The following is a 15,483-nucleotide window of genomic DNA, read 5'->3' as shown; positions in this document are numbered from 1 at the left end:
TGTGAAGACACACAACATTAAAAACAGCGTTAATATTGACTTATAAATATTCATAATTTTAATCTTTAGTCTGTTTACAATTCTTTCTTTCAGTTAATACCCTGGATTTTGGATTATATTAGGGTCGGTTACAATCTCGATATTAGGAATAGGCCACAGATAATCCCGGCCAGCATCGAACTGTCTTGTTTCCACCACCCGCAATTCAGCTCTGTTAGCTACACCAGCGTAATTGGCGATTCCATGGTCATCGATTGCAGGCGCGCTTGCTAATAAACCACGGGGCACACGGCCATAAAAAGGTCCAGTCATTATCTTGTCAGCAATCTTCCATCTTCTGATATCAAAAAGCCTGAAGCCTTCCATCGCCAACTCAAATAAACGTTCTTTCCTGACGATAGAACGTAGCGCCGCTTGAGATAATCCGGTTGGAACAGGCGGCATATTTACCCCCGGTCTTTGTCTTACAAGGTTGATTGCGTTATAAACAGATTGATCAATTTCACCTTTTTCAATCTTAGCTTCTGCATAGATGAGCTGAACTTCTGCATAGCGGATTAAAATGATGTTTAATTCCGATCTTGCTACATCAACTTTATCAATGACATCTACATATTTCCGCCAGCAGTAGCCGGTAAAACTTGAAAACGCATTGATGGCATCCTGGTTATCGACCCTGGCTCTTGGTGTGCTGTTATAATTCCAGCATTTTAAGCTGTCCTTATGCGTTTCAAACTGATAGTTAAAAAATGTAGAACCTGGCAATGCCACAGTATAACCGAGTCTTGGATCACGGTTTTCAAAAGGTTTCGACGGATTATATAGCGGAGACTTATCAATTGGCAACCCATCGGTACATGTAAAGGCATCTACCAAAGATTGTGAAGGTACTTTATTCGAGGTTCCCTGCCCATTTCGTGACAGCAGGTTCCTGGTTACCGCATGCGTACGTTTGGCTGTTTTTAGATATTGCAAAGAAAGGATGATTTCTTTTGAATTTTCACCATTATAGGAGAATAACTCTGTAAAGTTATGATGAAGGGTATAAGTATTTAGATCCATAACACTTTTAGCAGCCTGTGCTGCAACGTCCCATTTTTCATTAAATAATGCAGCTCTCGCTTTTATGGCAAGGGCCGCACCTTTTGTAGCCCTCCCGGCATCATTTGCACCATACGTTACTGGTAAATCTACGGAAGCAGCATCTAATTCACTAAAAATAAAAGTTAGTACTTCATCTTTCGAGTTCTTAGGTAGCTGAGCTTCGCTCAAACTTAACATTTTGGTAACCAAAGGAACCCCGCCGAACATTTCGATTAAATTCTGATAGGCATAAGCTCTTACAAATCTCGCCTCGCCGATAGAGCGGGCGTAAATCTCCGGTGAGGTTTTATCTTTTACTTTTTCCACGTTATCAAGGATAAAATTGCACCTAGCTATCAGCCTATATAGCTGCGTCCAAAGGGCCCGCGCATAATCATTGTTACTGTCTTGATTTCCTTTACCCAGTGACTGCAGACCACTGTTGTTCCGGTCCCAGTTAATATCCGTTGCGGCATCAATCGTAGTCACATAAGGCATATCATCAGTTGGATGAATAACCATTGCACTATAAATTCCGTTGACTGCTAAAATCAACTCATCCTGATTAGCGAAATAGGTTTGATCTGAGGGGCCGGATAAGGGAACTTTTTCCAAATAGGTGTCCTTACATCCCGAAATACCTATGAAAATAAAAGTTAACAGGAATGATATCTTTATATAATTTTTCATCTTTCAAAAATTAAAAATTTGCATTTAAACCAAAACTATATACTTTAACCTGCGGGTATACGCTTACGGTTCCGATAGGAGATTCTACATCAAAACCACCCCAGAAATTATCTTTAGTAAAAAGATTAGAGCCATTGGCAAACAATCGAAGATTTTTAACACCGATTTTCCGGGTTAAACCAACAGGAAAAGTGTAACCCAGTTGCACATTCTTAAGTCTGATATATGCAGCATCTTTCATCCAGAAGCTAGAAGCTTGTTCATTATTGGATTCGCCAAAAGCAAGTCTTGGATAAGTAGCGTTGGGATTTTCGGGTGTCCACCGGTCTTTGTTTTGTTCAAGTATAGTACCTCCCAAATTTCCAACACTAAAAGGCATAATTCCAGGCCCAAATAAATAACCATTACCTTTTCCTACACCCTGTACGAATACTCCAGCATCAATCCCCTTATAAGAGGCATTTAAATTCGCACCAAAAGTGTAGCGTGGAATGGAAGTACCTAAAACTATTTTGTCACTTTCATTAATTATTCCGTCTTGGTTTTGGTCTTTATACTTGATATCACCTGGCGCAACAGCGCCGAACTGCCTTGCATGTGCTGCTACTTCTGCCGCATCATTAAAGAAACCCTCCGCCTCGTAACCGAACACAGAATTGATCGCATAACCTTCCCTACTTACCGTTAAGCCGGTCTGGTTGATTCCCTTTAAGTCAACAACTTTATTCTTCACATCAGACAAGTTGAAATTCAGGTTATATCTAAACTCGTTGATATTGTTCTTGTACCCTATTCCTAACTCCCATCCTTTATTCTCAACCATCCCTGCATTTTGAGCAGGTGCACCTAACCCAATGATCAAAGGAATATTTAAATTGAGTAAAATATCTTTCGTTTTCCTGATGTAGTAATCTGCGGTAAGGGTGATATTGGTAAACAAAACCATATCAACACCTATATCTGTCATTTCGGTAGTTTCCCAGGAAATATCCCGGTTAGACAGGTTATTAAGCGCCGCAATATTCACAATTTGATTTCCAAGCGTGGCGGATCCCAGTGCAATCAGAGATGCTGCCGGATAAGTTCCTATATTTTGATTTCCAAGGCGGCCCCAGGAAGCTCTGAATTTTAATTCATTGATCACCTTTTTTAAGGGTTGCATGAAAGTCTCTTCAGAAATTCGCCAGCCCGCCGAAGCCGATGGAAAAAACGCATAACGATTACCCTCGTTAAAACGTGATGAACCATCATACCGGCCATTTATTTCCAGCAGATATTTCGATTTGTAGTCATAATTTAACCTTCCGAAGAAAGAGCGCAACGCCCACTCTTCAGAGGAACCACCAGTTTGCTGATTAACAGCAGAACCGGCGTCAATAACCGGGTAATCGGGTAAAATATAAGTATCACGGAACGCACTTACAAAATCATCATAAAAGTCTTCCTGAGAGGCACCTAATAGCACTTTTACGTTATGTGTGTTAAAAGTTTTATCAGCAGTTAGGGATGCTCTCATATTATTAAAGACCGTACGGTTACTACTTTCCGTAAGAGAAGTTAAAGCAGGTGTTTTAAAACTTGGTGTGCCATCCGGCAGGAAGGTTTGAATGGATTTATTAAAGTTTTTACGGATAGTTTCAGCATATTTCGGTGCAACGGTTACCTCTGCTGACAGCCAATCGACCGGATGATAATTAAGGGAAGCATTGATGCTGCCAAATGGACCAGTAGTTTGATTTGTTCCTCCATCTATACTAGCGGCTATCGGATTGAGGCCATTCCATCCAACACCCCAGGTTCCATTTGAATTCACCCCCAACTGGCTTGCAGGGATACCATTCATGTAATTAAAAATGTTTGCCGTTCCAACCGCAGGTTCAGTAGTTACTGCTTTGACATATTGAAGATCTAATTTGGCGCTAAGTTTTTTAGAGATCGTGATATCCGTATTATTCCTTATGGTAAAGCGTTTAAAACCGGAGTTCTCAATGATACCTTTCTGATCAAAATACCCAGCGGAAGCAAGCATCCGAACTTTTTCTGACCCGCCATTTACCGTAACAAAATGACTTTGCTGAAAACCAGATCCTGTGAGCACTGCATCCTGCCAACCCGTGTTCGGGAATTCATCTGAACTGACGCCGCCTTGCGCATGGTACTGTTCTAAAAGCGCGTTCGCATAAAGTGGTGTTCTGCCGACATTGGTATATGCTTCATTCATCAAAGACATATGATCGAGGGCATTTACTACCTTAGGCATATTTGTCGGACTTTGCCAACCGAGGTAATTGTTATAGTTAATACCAATTTCGGTACTTCCACGCTTGGTGGTCACGAGAATTACGCCGTTTGCAGCACGAGATCCATAAATCGAAGCTGAGGCAGCATCCTTTAGAATGGAAACTGACTCTATCACATTAGGATCAATGTTATTCATAGACCCTTCAATCCCATCAATCAAAACCAAAGGATTGGCATCACTTAATGTACCAATACCCCTGATACGGATCGTAGCTGCATCCCCACCTGGTCTCCCGGACGCCTGCGTAACCGTTACACCAGGTGCAATTCCCTGTAAAGCGGCAGAAGTTTGTCCAACCGGTCTCATGCCTATTTCTTTACTCGATACCGTTGAAATGGCGCCAGTGAGGTTTACCTTCTTTTGTGTGCCATATCCAACTACTACCACTTCACTTAAATCAGTTGTTTCTGCATTCAGGGTAATGTTAACTACATTTCGGCCGTTAATGTCAATTTCGGCAGGAGCATAACCAATGTATCGAAACTCCAAAATGCCGCTTCCATCCGGCACATTTATCGTGTACATTCCCTCATTATCTGTCGTTGCAGCAGTGGAAGATCCCTTTAACCTGACACTTACACCCGGAAGAGCCCCTCCGGACTGATCTGTTACTTTTCCTCTAACTGTAATTGGAGGCATATCCAATGTCACGCTGCGGGCGTCTGCCGCAAGACTTAATTGGAGGAAGCTGCTCATTAGAAAGATAAAAATGAGGTTGAATTTCGGGATGAAATTTCTTTGGAAATAAGCCCATAGCTTACCCCTGGCTTGAGTAAAAATTTTCATACGTAATACATTTGGTTAGGTTAATTTATTGGTTAACTCACTCTTGCTTGTTGAAAAACCAGAGTAAATGCGGTAATTAAATTTTGTTTTATCAGTATATAAGTTGCTCTATTGAGTTTGTGAAACTATTAAGCTCTACAATTAGTAATTAAGCTTTTCAATTGGTCAATACAATATAGCAATAATTAGAAGTTCTAATTTATTTAAATTATAATTATTATATTATATAATTATATAAAAAATTCAAAATTAATTAAGTATTATTTTAGATAAAGAATTTAAGACTAACAAGTACTTAAGACTTTAATAATGATCAGCTGGTTTAAGGTGCCCAGCGTGGTCATGTTTTGTAGCGAATCGCCGTACCCGGCGCACAAAAAAAGGGCTTGTATCATTTTCAGATACAAGCCCCGGGAAATATTTTTATAGCAAATAACTTTAAGTCATCCTTATTTAACTCCACCAAATGCGGCAAAGGATCCATTTTTATGTAAAACTTCGGTATACTTAAACCCTACTTTTTTCATTAATTCCAGCTGAAAATTAATAGAACGCGGTGAATCTTCTTTCTCAATATAAGCGAGCACATTTCGCCGGTATTCCGTCCCTCCCAAAGCATCAAGGTAATCAGCATAATTTTGGTTAAACAAGCGCGACAGTGCAGGCGTATCATGAGTTATAAGATCTGAAATCCACATACTTCCGCCAGGTTTAAGTGTACGGTATAATTTAGTAAATACAGCTTCCCAATCTTGGTCATCACGTAAGTGATGCAATACCGCTGCAGCGAAAATGATGTCAAAATGTGCATCCGGCAGTTCCGCAGTTCTGATATCTGACTGTAAGATATTCACCTGTCCGCTGGCACTGGAATTTACCCTTTCAAATGCTTTTTCAAGCATCGGCATACTTAAGTCAATTAAGGTACAATTCAAGCCAGGCATTTTTCCAGCAACTTCATAGTATAATTTCCTGCACCGCAGCCAATATCTAACAAATTTATCGCATCTGGATTTACATATAAAGCTGCATCCGTGCATAATTCCATCGTAATTGCTGCATCAATTGTCGTTAACTGACCAGTTTCAAGGTTAGAAAAACGAGCTACATCCTTATCAAAACGTTCTCTGATTTCTGCTACTGTAGACTTATTTATACCATGATCTGCCATCGATTTTATGCTACTTCACTGTCCTTTTCATGCCTGGTCACTTTCTTGACTCTAAATTGCTTTACACCATTTGGCATGTCCCATTCCACTATGGCATCACTGCTATAACCTAGTAAAGCAATTCCTATTGGCGCAAGTACAGACAGCTTATTCTTTTTCATATTAGCCTCCTCCGGGGTAACTAAATGGAAGGTAAATTCCTGTCCGCTTTTGGTATCCTGAATGGTTACTAGTGAATCTATGACAATTACATTATCGGGCAATACTTCTTTTTTAACAATTTTTGCAGTTTTCAACTCATTATTCAACTTTTTCTTGTTGAATTCAGACAAATTGGTACTGAGTTTCAAATGATTCATTAGTAAATCATACTCTTTTTTTGTGATGATTAATTTTTCGGTTTCCATGTTTTTTATATTAGTAAATGGTTACTTAATTCGTTTTTTATAGATGCGTTAATTTAATAGATACGTTAATACTGATCAAAAAATTGTTGTTGATAATCTTTTCCTTCTAATAGACAACCAAATGAGAATTTTCTTATTTAAGTTCTTTTCAAATGCAGAAACAAATCTGCAAACGTACATACGATGTAGCGCTTAGTCCTGAATGGTGATGTTTATACGAGATGGATTTTGTATTAACGCCCCAAACCTGAAGCGATACGGGTTGGGGCTTAGACTAGAAAGTCTTTGCTTGTTGTCTGGAATGAAAATCCAAATCTGAAATGGAAGTTATTTATCGTATTATACGACAAATAGGCGCACTGCGACTTCATCGCGTAACACATTAGGCTGTCAGAATAATAATCTTTAAAATTTTCCATTAACAAAAAATCTCAAGCTTTGGACTCGAGATCTTAAAGATAGAACAAATATAACTAACTACCAAGTGCTAAGATTTCAACATGCTGAGTATTTTAGGAATATCTTTTTCATCAGAAGAATATATTCTTAAGCGCTGATCTGCGCCGTACACAAACATCGCAGGGTATTTAGTGGGCTTAAACAACGGTATAAAAATCTGGTCGCGGTCTTGCAGCAACATGACATTCTTCATGCCTTTTAAGGCACTTCCATAATTGTCCATGAAGTAATTGATTGTCCTGAATTCATCCATGGAAACCAGATAAACATTCACATTTTGTAATTCCTTATTTCGTGCCGACAGCATGGTCATCACCTTCTGGCAATGTCCACAAGTGCCATCGAAGAATACCACTAAAGAGGATTTCCCTATTGGCACCTGTGCCTTGGTAAAACCTGTATTTTTAGCAGTATAAAATTTAAATGCCGGCATAAACGTTGCCGGACTTTGTGCCATCATTGTAAAAGAACACAAAGTAAGTACGAACCCAATCAGTAATGTTTTCATTTGAATATTATTGTTTTTAAATGGTAATGAAGTTATCATTAGCTCCTAAACCTGCTTTAACACCACTGCACCTAAGGGAGGGATTGCCATATTTATGGAATACTCCCGGTAATGGCAAGCAATCTGTTCAGGCAAATGAACGTGGTCATTAACTTTTCCGCTGCCGAAAAATTCCGGCTCATCAGTATTAAATATTTCTTTCCATTTAGCTTTAAACGGCAATCCTACCCTGTAATTAGCCCGGTAAACCGGCGTCAGGTTTAAAATTACAATTAAGGTGTCTTTTGCCTTCAGCCCTTTTCTTTGATAAATATAAATAGAATGTTGTTCATCGTCAGCATTTATCCACTCAAAACTATCATGTGAATAATTATTGGCATATAAGGCCGGCTCGGTCCGGTACAAATGATTAAGCGCTTTAACCGTTTCCTGCATCCCTTTATGAGAAGCAAATTTCAGCAAATCCCAGTCCAGCGATTTGGTGAAATTCCATTCACTGTTCTGGGCAATTTCATTGCCCATAAACAACAGCTTACTGCCAGGCTGCGTAAACTGATAAGTATACAGCACCCTAAGGTTGGCAAATTTCTGCCACTCGTCACCCGGCATTTTGTAGATCATAGAGGATTTACCATGTACCACCTCATCATGGGAAAAAGGCAGCATAAATTTCTCGGTAAAAGCATAGGTAATGCTGAAAGTAAGCTGGTGATGGCGAAACTTCCGGTTAATGGGATCAAGTTTAAAATATTTCAGCGTGTCGTTCATCCAGCCCATCATCCATTTCAGGCTGAAGCCTAATCCGCCGGTAGCTACAGGATGAGTGACACCAGGATGGGTACTGCTCTCTTCAGCAATGGTAACCACGCCTTCGAAGTTCTCTTCAATCGCCAGGTTCATATCCTGTAGAAATTGAATGGCACCCAGGTTTTCACTGCCCCCATATATATTAGTTCCGGCATCTTCCTTTTCCCTGGAAAAATCAAAGTAGAGCATGGAAGCCACTGCATCCACGCGCAGGCCATCGATATGAAACAGATCCAACCAGTACAACGCATTGCTCACTAAAAAGGAACGCACTTCGGCCCTGTCATAATTAAAGATAAAAGACTTCCAGTCTGGATGAAATCCTTTCCGCATATCGGCATGCTCATATAAATGGGTACCATCAAAATGATATAAACCATGCGCATCTCCGGGGAAATGCGATGGGACCCAGTCTAAAATGACAGCAATATTGTGCTGATGGCATTGCTCCACCAGGTACATCAGTTCCTGTGGGGTGCCATGGCGGGAACTTGCTGCAAAATAACCCGTAATCTGGTATCCCCATGAAGGGTAATAAGGATATTCCATAATAGGCATCAGCTCCACATGGGTAAAGCCCATTTCCAGCACATAGGGGATTAAGGTATTGGCGATCTCCTTATAGGTAAGTATTCGCTGGGGGTCACTGGGATCTCTTTGCCAGGAACCCAAATGCACCTCATAAACCGACATCGGCTGCGTTAATGCATTATACTTAGGCCTCTTTTTCAACCAGCTTTTATCTTTCCATTTATAATCCGTATCCCAGACAATGGAAGCCGTACGCGGAGGATGCTCCCACTTTCGTGCAAAAGGATCTCCCTTTTCCAGCTCCTGTCCATCAAAACCCTTTATGGCATACTTATAAACGGCTTCCTTCGCTACGCCCGGTATAAAACCTTCCCAAATTCCTGACTCATCTAAACGTTTATATAAAGGATGTGCCGTTTTATTCCATTCATTAAAGTTTCCGATTACCGAAACCTGCTGTGCGTTAGGGGCCCATACGGCAAAAAAGGTCCCTTTCGTTCCTGCAACTTCCATCAGGTGGGCACCAAGTTTCTCGTATAAACGAAAATGCTTGCCCATCACAAATAAGGAAGTGTCAAAATCAGTAAATAAACTATGTATCCAAACAGCGGTATCTTGCTTTTGAGGATTTTGTAGGTTCGGCATGGCGTTAATTAAGGTTGAATGGTTTAAATAGGGTTGTAATGGTATTAACTATCAGCTATATGAATGACACTGAAATTTTTACTGGCCTTAAAATACACATTACCATCTTTATCTGTAAAAAAATCAGTGATTATCTGCTTATCTATTGTAATTGTCCTTACTCTAAAAGGTATACCCGTAATATTACAGCTGTAAGTTTCATAAGGAACGGTATACAAGCCAACGGTGCTTTGTTGAATTTCAAGTGAAGTTTCATCTCCTTTCACCATAAACTTTTTTTCAGAGTATATACCCTGCTCATGCGCAAAAGTATCCCCATGATCTTCATATAAGAAAGAGTTTACTTCATGCTCAGCAAAATACACATTTAACATCACCTCTTCAAGTATTTTCTCACCTACATACTGCATGACCGGGTACTCAGGGATAACTGCCCCTGCCTTAATGAATAAAGGCATGGTTTCAATAGATGCTTCAATATGCTGCTCGGTGCCGCCTTCTAATAGTTCATCAGTCCAGAAGTTATACCATTGGCCCTTCGGCAGATAAACCGTCCTGGAGATGGCCCCCTGCACTAAAATCGGGCACACCAGGATCTTATCGCCGAAAGTAAATTCATCCTCACGGTAATGATTTATTCCGATCTCTTGTTCCAGCATCACGATGGGCCGGAGAATAGGAAAACCAAAACGATGGTGTTCCCAGAACACAGAATAAAGATAAGGCATTAACCTGTACCTCAATTCAATAAATTTACGGTTGATGCTGGTAAAAGGCTCTCCAAAGCTCCAGGGCTCACGTGCAGCTGTGTCTCCGGCAGAATGTGCCCTCATGAATGGCGAAAAAGTTCCAAGCTGCATCCAGCGCGTAAACAGTTCGCCATCAGGCTCACCGCTAAAACCGCCGATATCAGTACCGCAAAACGGAACGCCGGACATCGACATGCGCTGGCATTGGATATTTCCCATTTTAAGGTGTTCCCAGGATGCAATATTATCTCCCGTCCATACACTGCCGTAGCGTTGCATACCTGCATACCCGGCCCTGGTAATCGTAAAAGGTCTTTTATTGTGCATTAACTTCTTCAGCCCCTCATAGGTAGAACGCATCATTTGTGTAGCATACACATTGTGGGCTTTACGGTGCGAGCCGCGGTGACCATCGAAATGATGCCGCACATCATTTGGGAAAGTGCCTGACCCAAATACAGCAGGTTCGTTCATGTCATTCCAAACCCCGGCAACGCCCATATCTACCATTCCCTTATAGAGCCCTCCCCACCATTCCCGCACTTTAGGATTGGTAAAATCAGGAAATTGGCATCTTCCCGGCCATACATGGCCTTCCATATAATAATCATCACTGCGGCGACAGAAATAATTATTCTTCTTACCTTCTTTAAACACCCAGTAATTGTCGTCTACCTTAATACCCGGGTCTATCATGACTACAGTTTTGAAACCTATGGCAGAAAGTTCAGCAATCATGCGCTTGGGATCAGGAAAATGCTTTTTATTCCAGGTAAAACAACGGTAGCCATCCATGTAGTCAATGTCAAGGTAAATGGCATCACAGGGAATACTTCTGGACCTGAATTCTTCGGCTATTTTTTTTACCTTATTCTCCGGATAATAACTCCACCGGCTTTGGTGGTACCCGAGGGCCCATTTAGGGGGCATAGGATGGGTGCCGGTCAGGAGCTGATAACGTCTAACAACGTCCATCAGTTGCGGGCCATGGATATAATAGTATTGCAACTCGCCGCCATCAGACCAAAAGCTGGTTTTCGTGTAGTCTTCCCTCCCAAAATCGAAATAAGAACGGAAGGTATTATCGAAAAAGATGCCATAAGCAGCACCTTGGTGCACACCCGTATAAAATGGGATGGTCCTGTATAGTGGATCCTGCTCCCAGCTAAAGGAGTAGGCATCCGTATTCCAATTTTGAAAGCGCCTGCCGCGAAGATTTAAGTTCCCTGTTTTGTCACCCAAGCCAAAGAAATTCTCTTCATGCATGCAGGTCTTGGTCGCAAAAACGTAATACCCACCAAACTCCGTATTTTCTTTCCAGTGCATCGGCGCGGCATCTTCGCTCATCACCTGCCTGGTTATATTATCTACAAATGATACACAGAAATCTTTTTTACGGATGCTGCAGGTAACAGCAGTCGTTGTCACTGCATAATGATCATCAAATTCTTGTAGATTAAAAGAATTCACCTGCTGATCCACAAAGGGAACAGCGTAGGAAAACTCTTCCAAAAAAACGCCATGAGGCGCAAGCCTTACCCTGATCATCTCATCACTCACTACCCTAATTTCCACACAGGCATCGCCATCAGAAAAATAAAACTTATTCCCATCCTGCTTTACATCTTTTACCGCAGACAAATACCGTTTCTCTATCGGTTTAAGCAAGCTGACCGGATTATTTAAATGCTGTATGGTGTCTTCAACAATTTCCTGAATGTTATCCTTGTGAATGACTTCCTTACCTTTTTCGTTTAATTCTTCCATGAAACTGATGTATAGTTTAGTATTGCGGAGATCGTGCCATTTATAAGCTAATGTGTTATTTTTTATATAAATGACAAAAGATTTTTAGTTTTAGGCTATCCACTTGATCAGTTAACTTTACATTAACAGTGTGATTATATAAAAAGCATAAACTTGCAGATGAAGAACCTTAAACCAGCTACCCTAAGTGCATTATTAATTATTGGTGCCGCACTGCACGCTTTTGGTCAAAATAAAATTCATGCCCTGAAAATTAGAGACATCGAAGAGCTGCGCACGTTCTTTAAATATAAAGAACAGAATCAACCAATAATTAGTGGGCACAGGGGCGGCATGGTTAGAGGCTTCCCCGAAAATTCCATTGCAACTTTCGAAAACACCCTAAAACATACACCTGCTTTTTTTGAGGTAGATCCACGCTTGACAAAAGATAGCGTGGTGGTCCTGATGCATGATGAAACACTAGACCGGACAACCAATGGCAAGGGCAAAGTGGCGGATTATACTTATGCAGAATTACAACTACTGAGACTGAAAGACATAGCGGGAAATTTAACGCAGTACACCATTCCTACGCTGAACGAAGCCATAGAATGGAGTGCGGGTAAAACTGTTTTAAACCTCGACAGAAAAGATGTACCACTGCACTTACAGGAAAAGATTTTAAGAGAACATCCTAACAAGGTCATTATGATTACTGTACATAATGCCAAACACGCCAGGTATTATTATGATCAAAATCCAGACAGAATGTTTTCTGCTTTTGTAAAAACAAAAGAAGCATTATTGGAATATGAAGCCGCCGGTATACCCTGGGAGTGTATGATTGCTTATATTGGTTCTGTCAATAAACCCGAGAACAAAGAATTAATAGATCTCTTGCACGCCAGAGGAGTAAAATGCATGATCTCGGCAGCACCAACTTATGATAAATTAAAAAGTAAAGAAGAAAGAGCCGAAAATTACGGGGACATCTTTGAACAGGGCGCCGATATTTTAGAAACCGACCTGCCCATTGAAGTTGCAGAAGCGCTAAAGAAATGAGATCCCGGAAAGTCCGGGATCTCATCAATTATTGACTGTCTTTTAATCGAAGCACAGATAATATAGGTAAATGGTCAGAGGCATACCTTTCAGGAATCACCTGGTGACTGATGACTTCAAAATTATCCGTTTTATTGAAGCCAACAAAGTCTATTGCCCGGCTTGGATTAATCACCGGAATGGTGAATTCGCAGTTCTCACAGGTTCTAATAAATTGCTCGTCAAAAAGATTGATCGGTGCACTGCCCGGCATGGAGTTTAGGTCGCCAGCAATAATAAACGGCAACTTTTCACGCTTTGCAATCTCGTTCAATTCCTTAACCTGTAACAGGCGATTGGCGTCATTCTTCTGCGCATCAAGGTGGGTAGAACCAAACCTGATCTTTTTACCGCCAGGAAGGGTCACTAAAGCTGTTGCAAGCACTCTCGGCTCTCCTTTTGTACCTGCTTGTGTAGATAAACGATGGATTTCATTTTCTGAAAGCGGATATTTTGATAAAATAGCCACACCATAGTCACCCCCTTCATGATCAATTGCTTTGGCAAAAAAGAAATTCATTTTCAGTTTTTCTGCCAGCAAACTCGCCTGGTTAATTTTACCCGAACGAATGGTATTCACATCTACTTCCTGCAAGGCAACCAGGTCAGGGTTTTGTGCTTTGATTACCGCAGCAATCGCATCAAGATCTATTTTACCCGTAACAGAGGGCGGATTGCAATGGTGAATGTTATAGCACAACACCCGGAGGTTTTGTGCTATATCGTTATCACTCTTTTTCCCTGTGGAAGTAAGCTTTTCAGCGCAGGAAATAAGCATTGTCATGCTCATTAAGAAAAACAGAATTCTAATGTACTTCATATATCTATGTTAATAAATTTAATTCCAGCCTGGGTTTTGACCTAAAGCAGGGTTGCGCTGAAGCTGAATCAATGGAACAGGCCACAAATAATGTTTTGTTTCCACAAATTGTCTGCCCGACATCACTATGATATAGCCGTTTGCATCCGCAGCAAATTTGCTTACCTGTGCAGGAACCGCAGCAAGAGATTTTTTCATCCCTTTTACATCCTGGGCCAAAAGGTTACCCTGTTTCCAGCGGATGATATCATACCACCTTTGTCCTTCACGTGCCAGCTCCACCCTTCTCTCTCTTCTGATTTCTGTTCTCACATCCATACCATTTGCAGCCAATTCTGAGAGTTGCATTCTTTTCATGCCTACACGGTCGCGTAATTTGTTAATGGTTAAATCTACATCTGCCTGGGTAAGCGTACCCTGCTCCATTTTAGCTTCCACGTAATTTAATAAAACTTCCCCAAAGCGCATGACATGAATATCGTTTTCATCTTTTGAAACCCTTGAAACTGCTTCTATTTCTACATATTTAGTGAAATAAAAACCGGTAGTCGTTACACTCCCTAATTTATCAGAAACAAATTTTGGTGCAGTAAATATATTAGGGTCAGTATTAGCCGGGTTACCGTCTTTTCTGCCTCCCCAAGCACTTCCTGGCGCAAGTATGGTTTGTTTCATCCGTGGATCACGGTTTTCAAACATATTGGCATACGAATCTTCCTTATATAAAGGCGATTTATCAATTGGCAGACCATCAATACTTAAATAAGCATCTACCAGTGCTTTTGTCGGATTATAACGGGAAGCCTGGTCAGGAACCTGTGATTCGCGACTGATGTTATGCATGCTTACATCAGCAAGGTTCATACGGGCAACAATAGTTTCCTTGTTTGCGCCACGGGATAATTTACCTGCATAAGAAAAAAGTTTATGATAATCTTCTTCCGGTTTTCCTGTAGTATATAAACTATACACCCCAAGATCCATTACATCTTTCGCTGCCTTTTCTGCAACTGCCCAGCGTCCATCGAACAAAGCGATCCTGGATTTGAAAGCAAGGGCAGCACCTTTACTTAAACGGCCTAATTTCTTACCCGTTTGTGGGGCTGCCTGCATCAATGAAGCCGCTTCTTCCAATTCAGTCAAGATAAAATCGATCACTTCTTTTTTAGGATTTCTCGGTCCATATAACTCATCGATATTTAAAGGTTTAGTTACAATCGGAAGATCTCCAAAATAACAAACCAGGTTCATATACATATAAGCACGGATGGTTTTTGCCTCTCCGGCCATCTGGTCTCTTAACGCCTGACTTACACCGGTGGCTTTGTTGTAGTTTTCCAGAAATACATTGGCTTGACGTATACCAGCATACTGACTCCTCCATTCTGCATCAACAGAAGCCAGGTCAGCGCCAAAATTTCCACTGCTGAAAATCCTGTAGCTGTCTCCAGTAGCGGAGTTGATACTGTTATCACCCATTTGATCCAAGGCTACCGTATTGTTATTTTTAATATTTGCATAAAGGCCGTTTACCGCTAAGGTAAGTTGTTCCTCCGTATTCCAAAAAGTGCCATCTGAAATGGTATCCAGAGGTGTACGGTCTAAAAAGTCTTTTCTGCAGGAGCTGATGAAGATCACCAGGCCAACAAATAAATATATAATGTTTTTATTCATG

Annotated in this window: 11 protein-coding genes; 1 reads left to right on the top strand and 10 read right to left on the bottom strand. The window is 40.9% G+C overall.

Annotation, left to right across the window (positions count from 1 at the left end):
* Positions 1–93 precede the first annotated feature (93 nt).
* From WG905_RS00240 to WG905_RS00205, 8 genes are all read right to left on the bottom strand, one after another.
* The gene (locus WG905_RS00240) at positions 94–1,773 is read right to left on the bottom strand and encodes a RagB/SusD family nutrient uptake outer membrane protein (RefSeq protein ID WP_339589672.1); all 1,680 of its coding nucleotides are present in this window, start codon (positions 1,771–1,773) and stop codon (positions 94–96) included.
* A 10-nt stretch (positions 1,774–1,783) separates the two neighbouring features.
* Positions 1,784–4,861 (bottom strand): SusC/RagA family TonB-linked outer membrane protein, encoded by a 3,078-nt coding sequence (locus WG905_RS00235; protein WP_339589671.1) that lies wholly within the window; start codon positions 4,859–4,861, stop codon positions 1,784–1,786.
* A gap of 449 nt (positions 4,862–5,310) precedes the next feature.
* A complete protein-coding gene (locus WG905_RS00230) occupies positions 5,311–5,796 on the bottom strand; it encodes a class I SAM-dependent methyltransferase (protein WP_339589670.1) in 486 nt (161 codons plus the stop codon).
* On the bottom strand, positions 5,793–6,032 hold the full coding sequence (locus WG905_RS00225) for a hypothetical protein (RefSeq protein ID WP_339589669.1): 240 nt from the start codon (positions 6,030–6,032) through the stop codon (positions 5,793–5,795). Before WG905_RS00225 ends, WG905_RS00230 begins: the two co-directional genes overlap by 4 nt.
* Before the next feature lie 5 nt (positions 6,033–6,037).
* Positions 6,038–6,439: a GreA/GreB family elongation factor gene (locus WG905_RS00220; protein WP_339589668.1), complete on the bottom strand. Its 402-nt coding sequence runs from the start codon at positions 6,437–6,439 to the stop codon at positions 6,038–6,040.
* 487 nt (positions 6,440–6,926) lie between these two features.
* Entirely contained in the window at positions 6,927–7,406 is a 480-nt protein-coding gene (locus tag WG905_RS00215; protein WP_339589667.1) for a TlpA family protein disulfide reductase, read from the bottom strand.
* A 45-nt stretch (positions 7,407–7,451) separates the two neighbouring features.
* The gene (gene glgB / locus WG905_RS00210; RefSeq protein ID WP_339589666.1) at positions 7,452–9,389 is read right to left on the bottom strand and encodes a 1,4-alpha-glucan branching protein GlgB; all 1,938 of its coding nucleotides are present in this window, start codon (positions 9,387–9,389) and stop codon (positions 7,452–7,454) included.
* Between the two features lie 44 nt (positions 9,390–9,433).
* Entirely contained in the window at positions 9,434–11,905 is a 2,472-nt protein-coding gene (locus tag WG905_RS00205) for a glycoside hydrolase family 31 protein (protein WP_339589665.1), read from the bottom strand.
* A gap of 159 nt (positions 11,906–12,064) precedes the next feature.
* On the opposite strand from WG905_RS00205, the gene WG905_RS00200 reads away from it, so the two are divergent.
* Positions 12,065–12,949 (top strand): glycerophosphodiester phosphodiesterase family protein, encoded by an 885-nt coding sequence (locus WG905_RS00200; RefSeq protein ID WP_339589664.1) that lies wholly within the window; start codon positions 12,065–12,067, stop codon positions 12,947–12,949.
* Between the two features lie 28 nt (positions 12,950–12,977).
* Here WG905_RS00200 and WG905_RS00195 read toward each other — a convergent pair whose 3' ends face one another.
* Positions 12,978–13,808: an endonuclease/exonuclease/phosphatase family protein gene (locus WG905_RS00195; RefSeq protein ID WP_339589663.1), complete on the bottom strand. Its 831-nt coding sequence runs from the start codon at positions 13,806–13,808 to the stop codon at positions 12,978–12,980.
* Positions 13,809–13,826: 18 nt separating this feature from the next.
* A complete protein-coding gene (locus WG905_RS00190; protein ID WP_339589662.1) occupies positions 13,827–15,482 on the bottom strand; it encodes a RagB/SusD family nutrient uptake outer membrane protein in 1,656 nt (551 codons plus the stop codon).
* Between the last annotated feature and the right edge of the window lies 1 nt (position 15,483).

The sequence above is a fragment of the Pedobacter immunditicola genome, from assembly GCF_037482985.1.
Classification (GTDB): domain Bacteria; phylum Bacteroidota; class Bacteroidia; order Sphingobacteriales; family Sphingobacteriaceae; genus Pedobacter; species Pedobacter immunditicola.
Note: the sequence above shows the minus strand (reverse complement) of the source record. Positions and strands in the feature narration are given on the sequence as shown.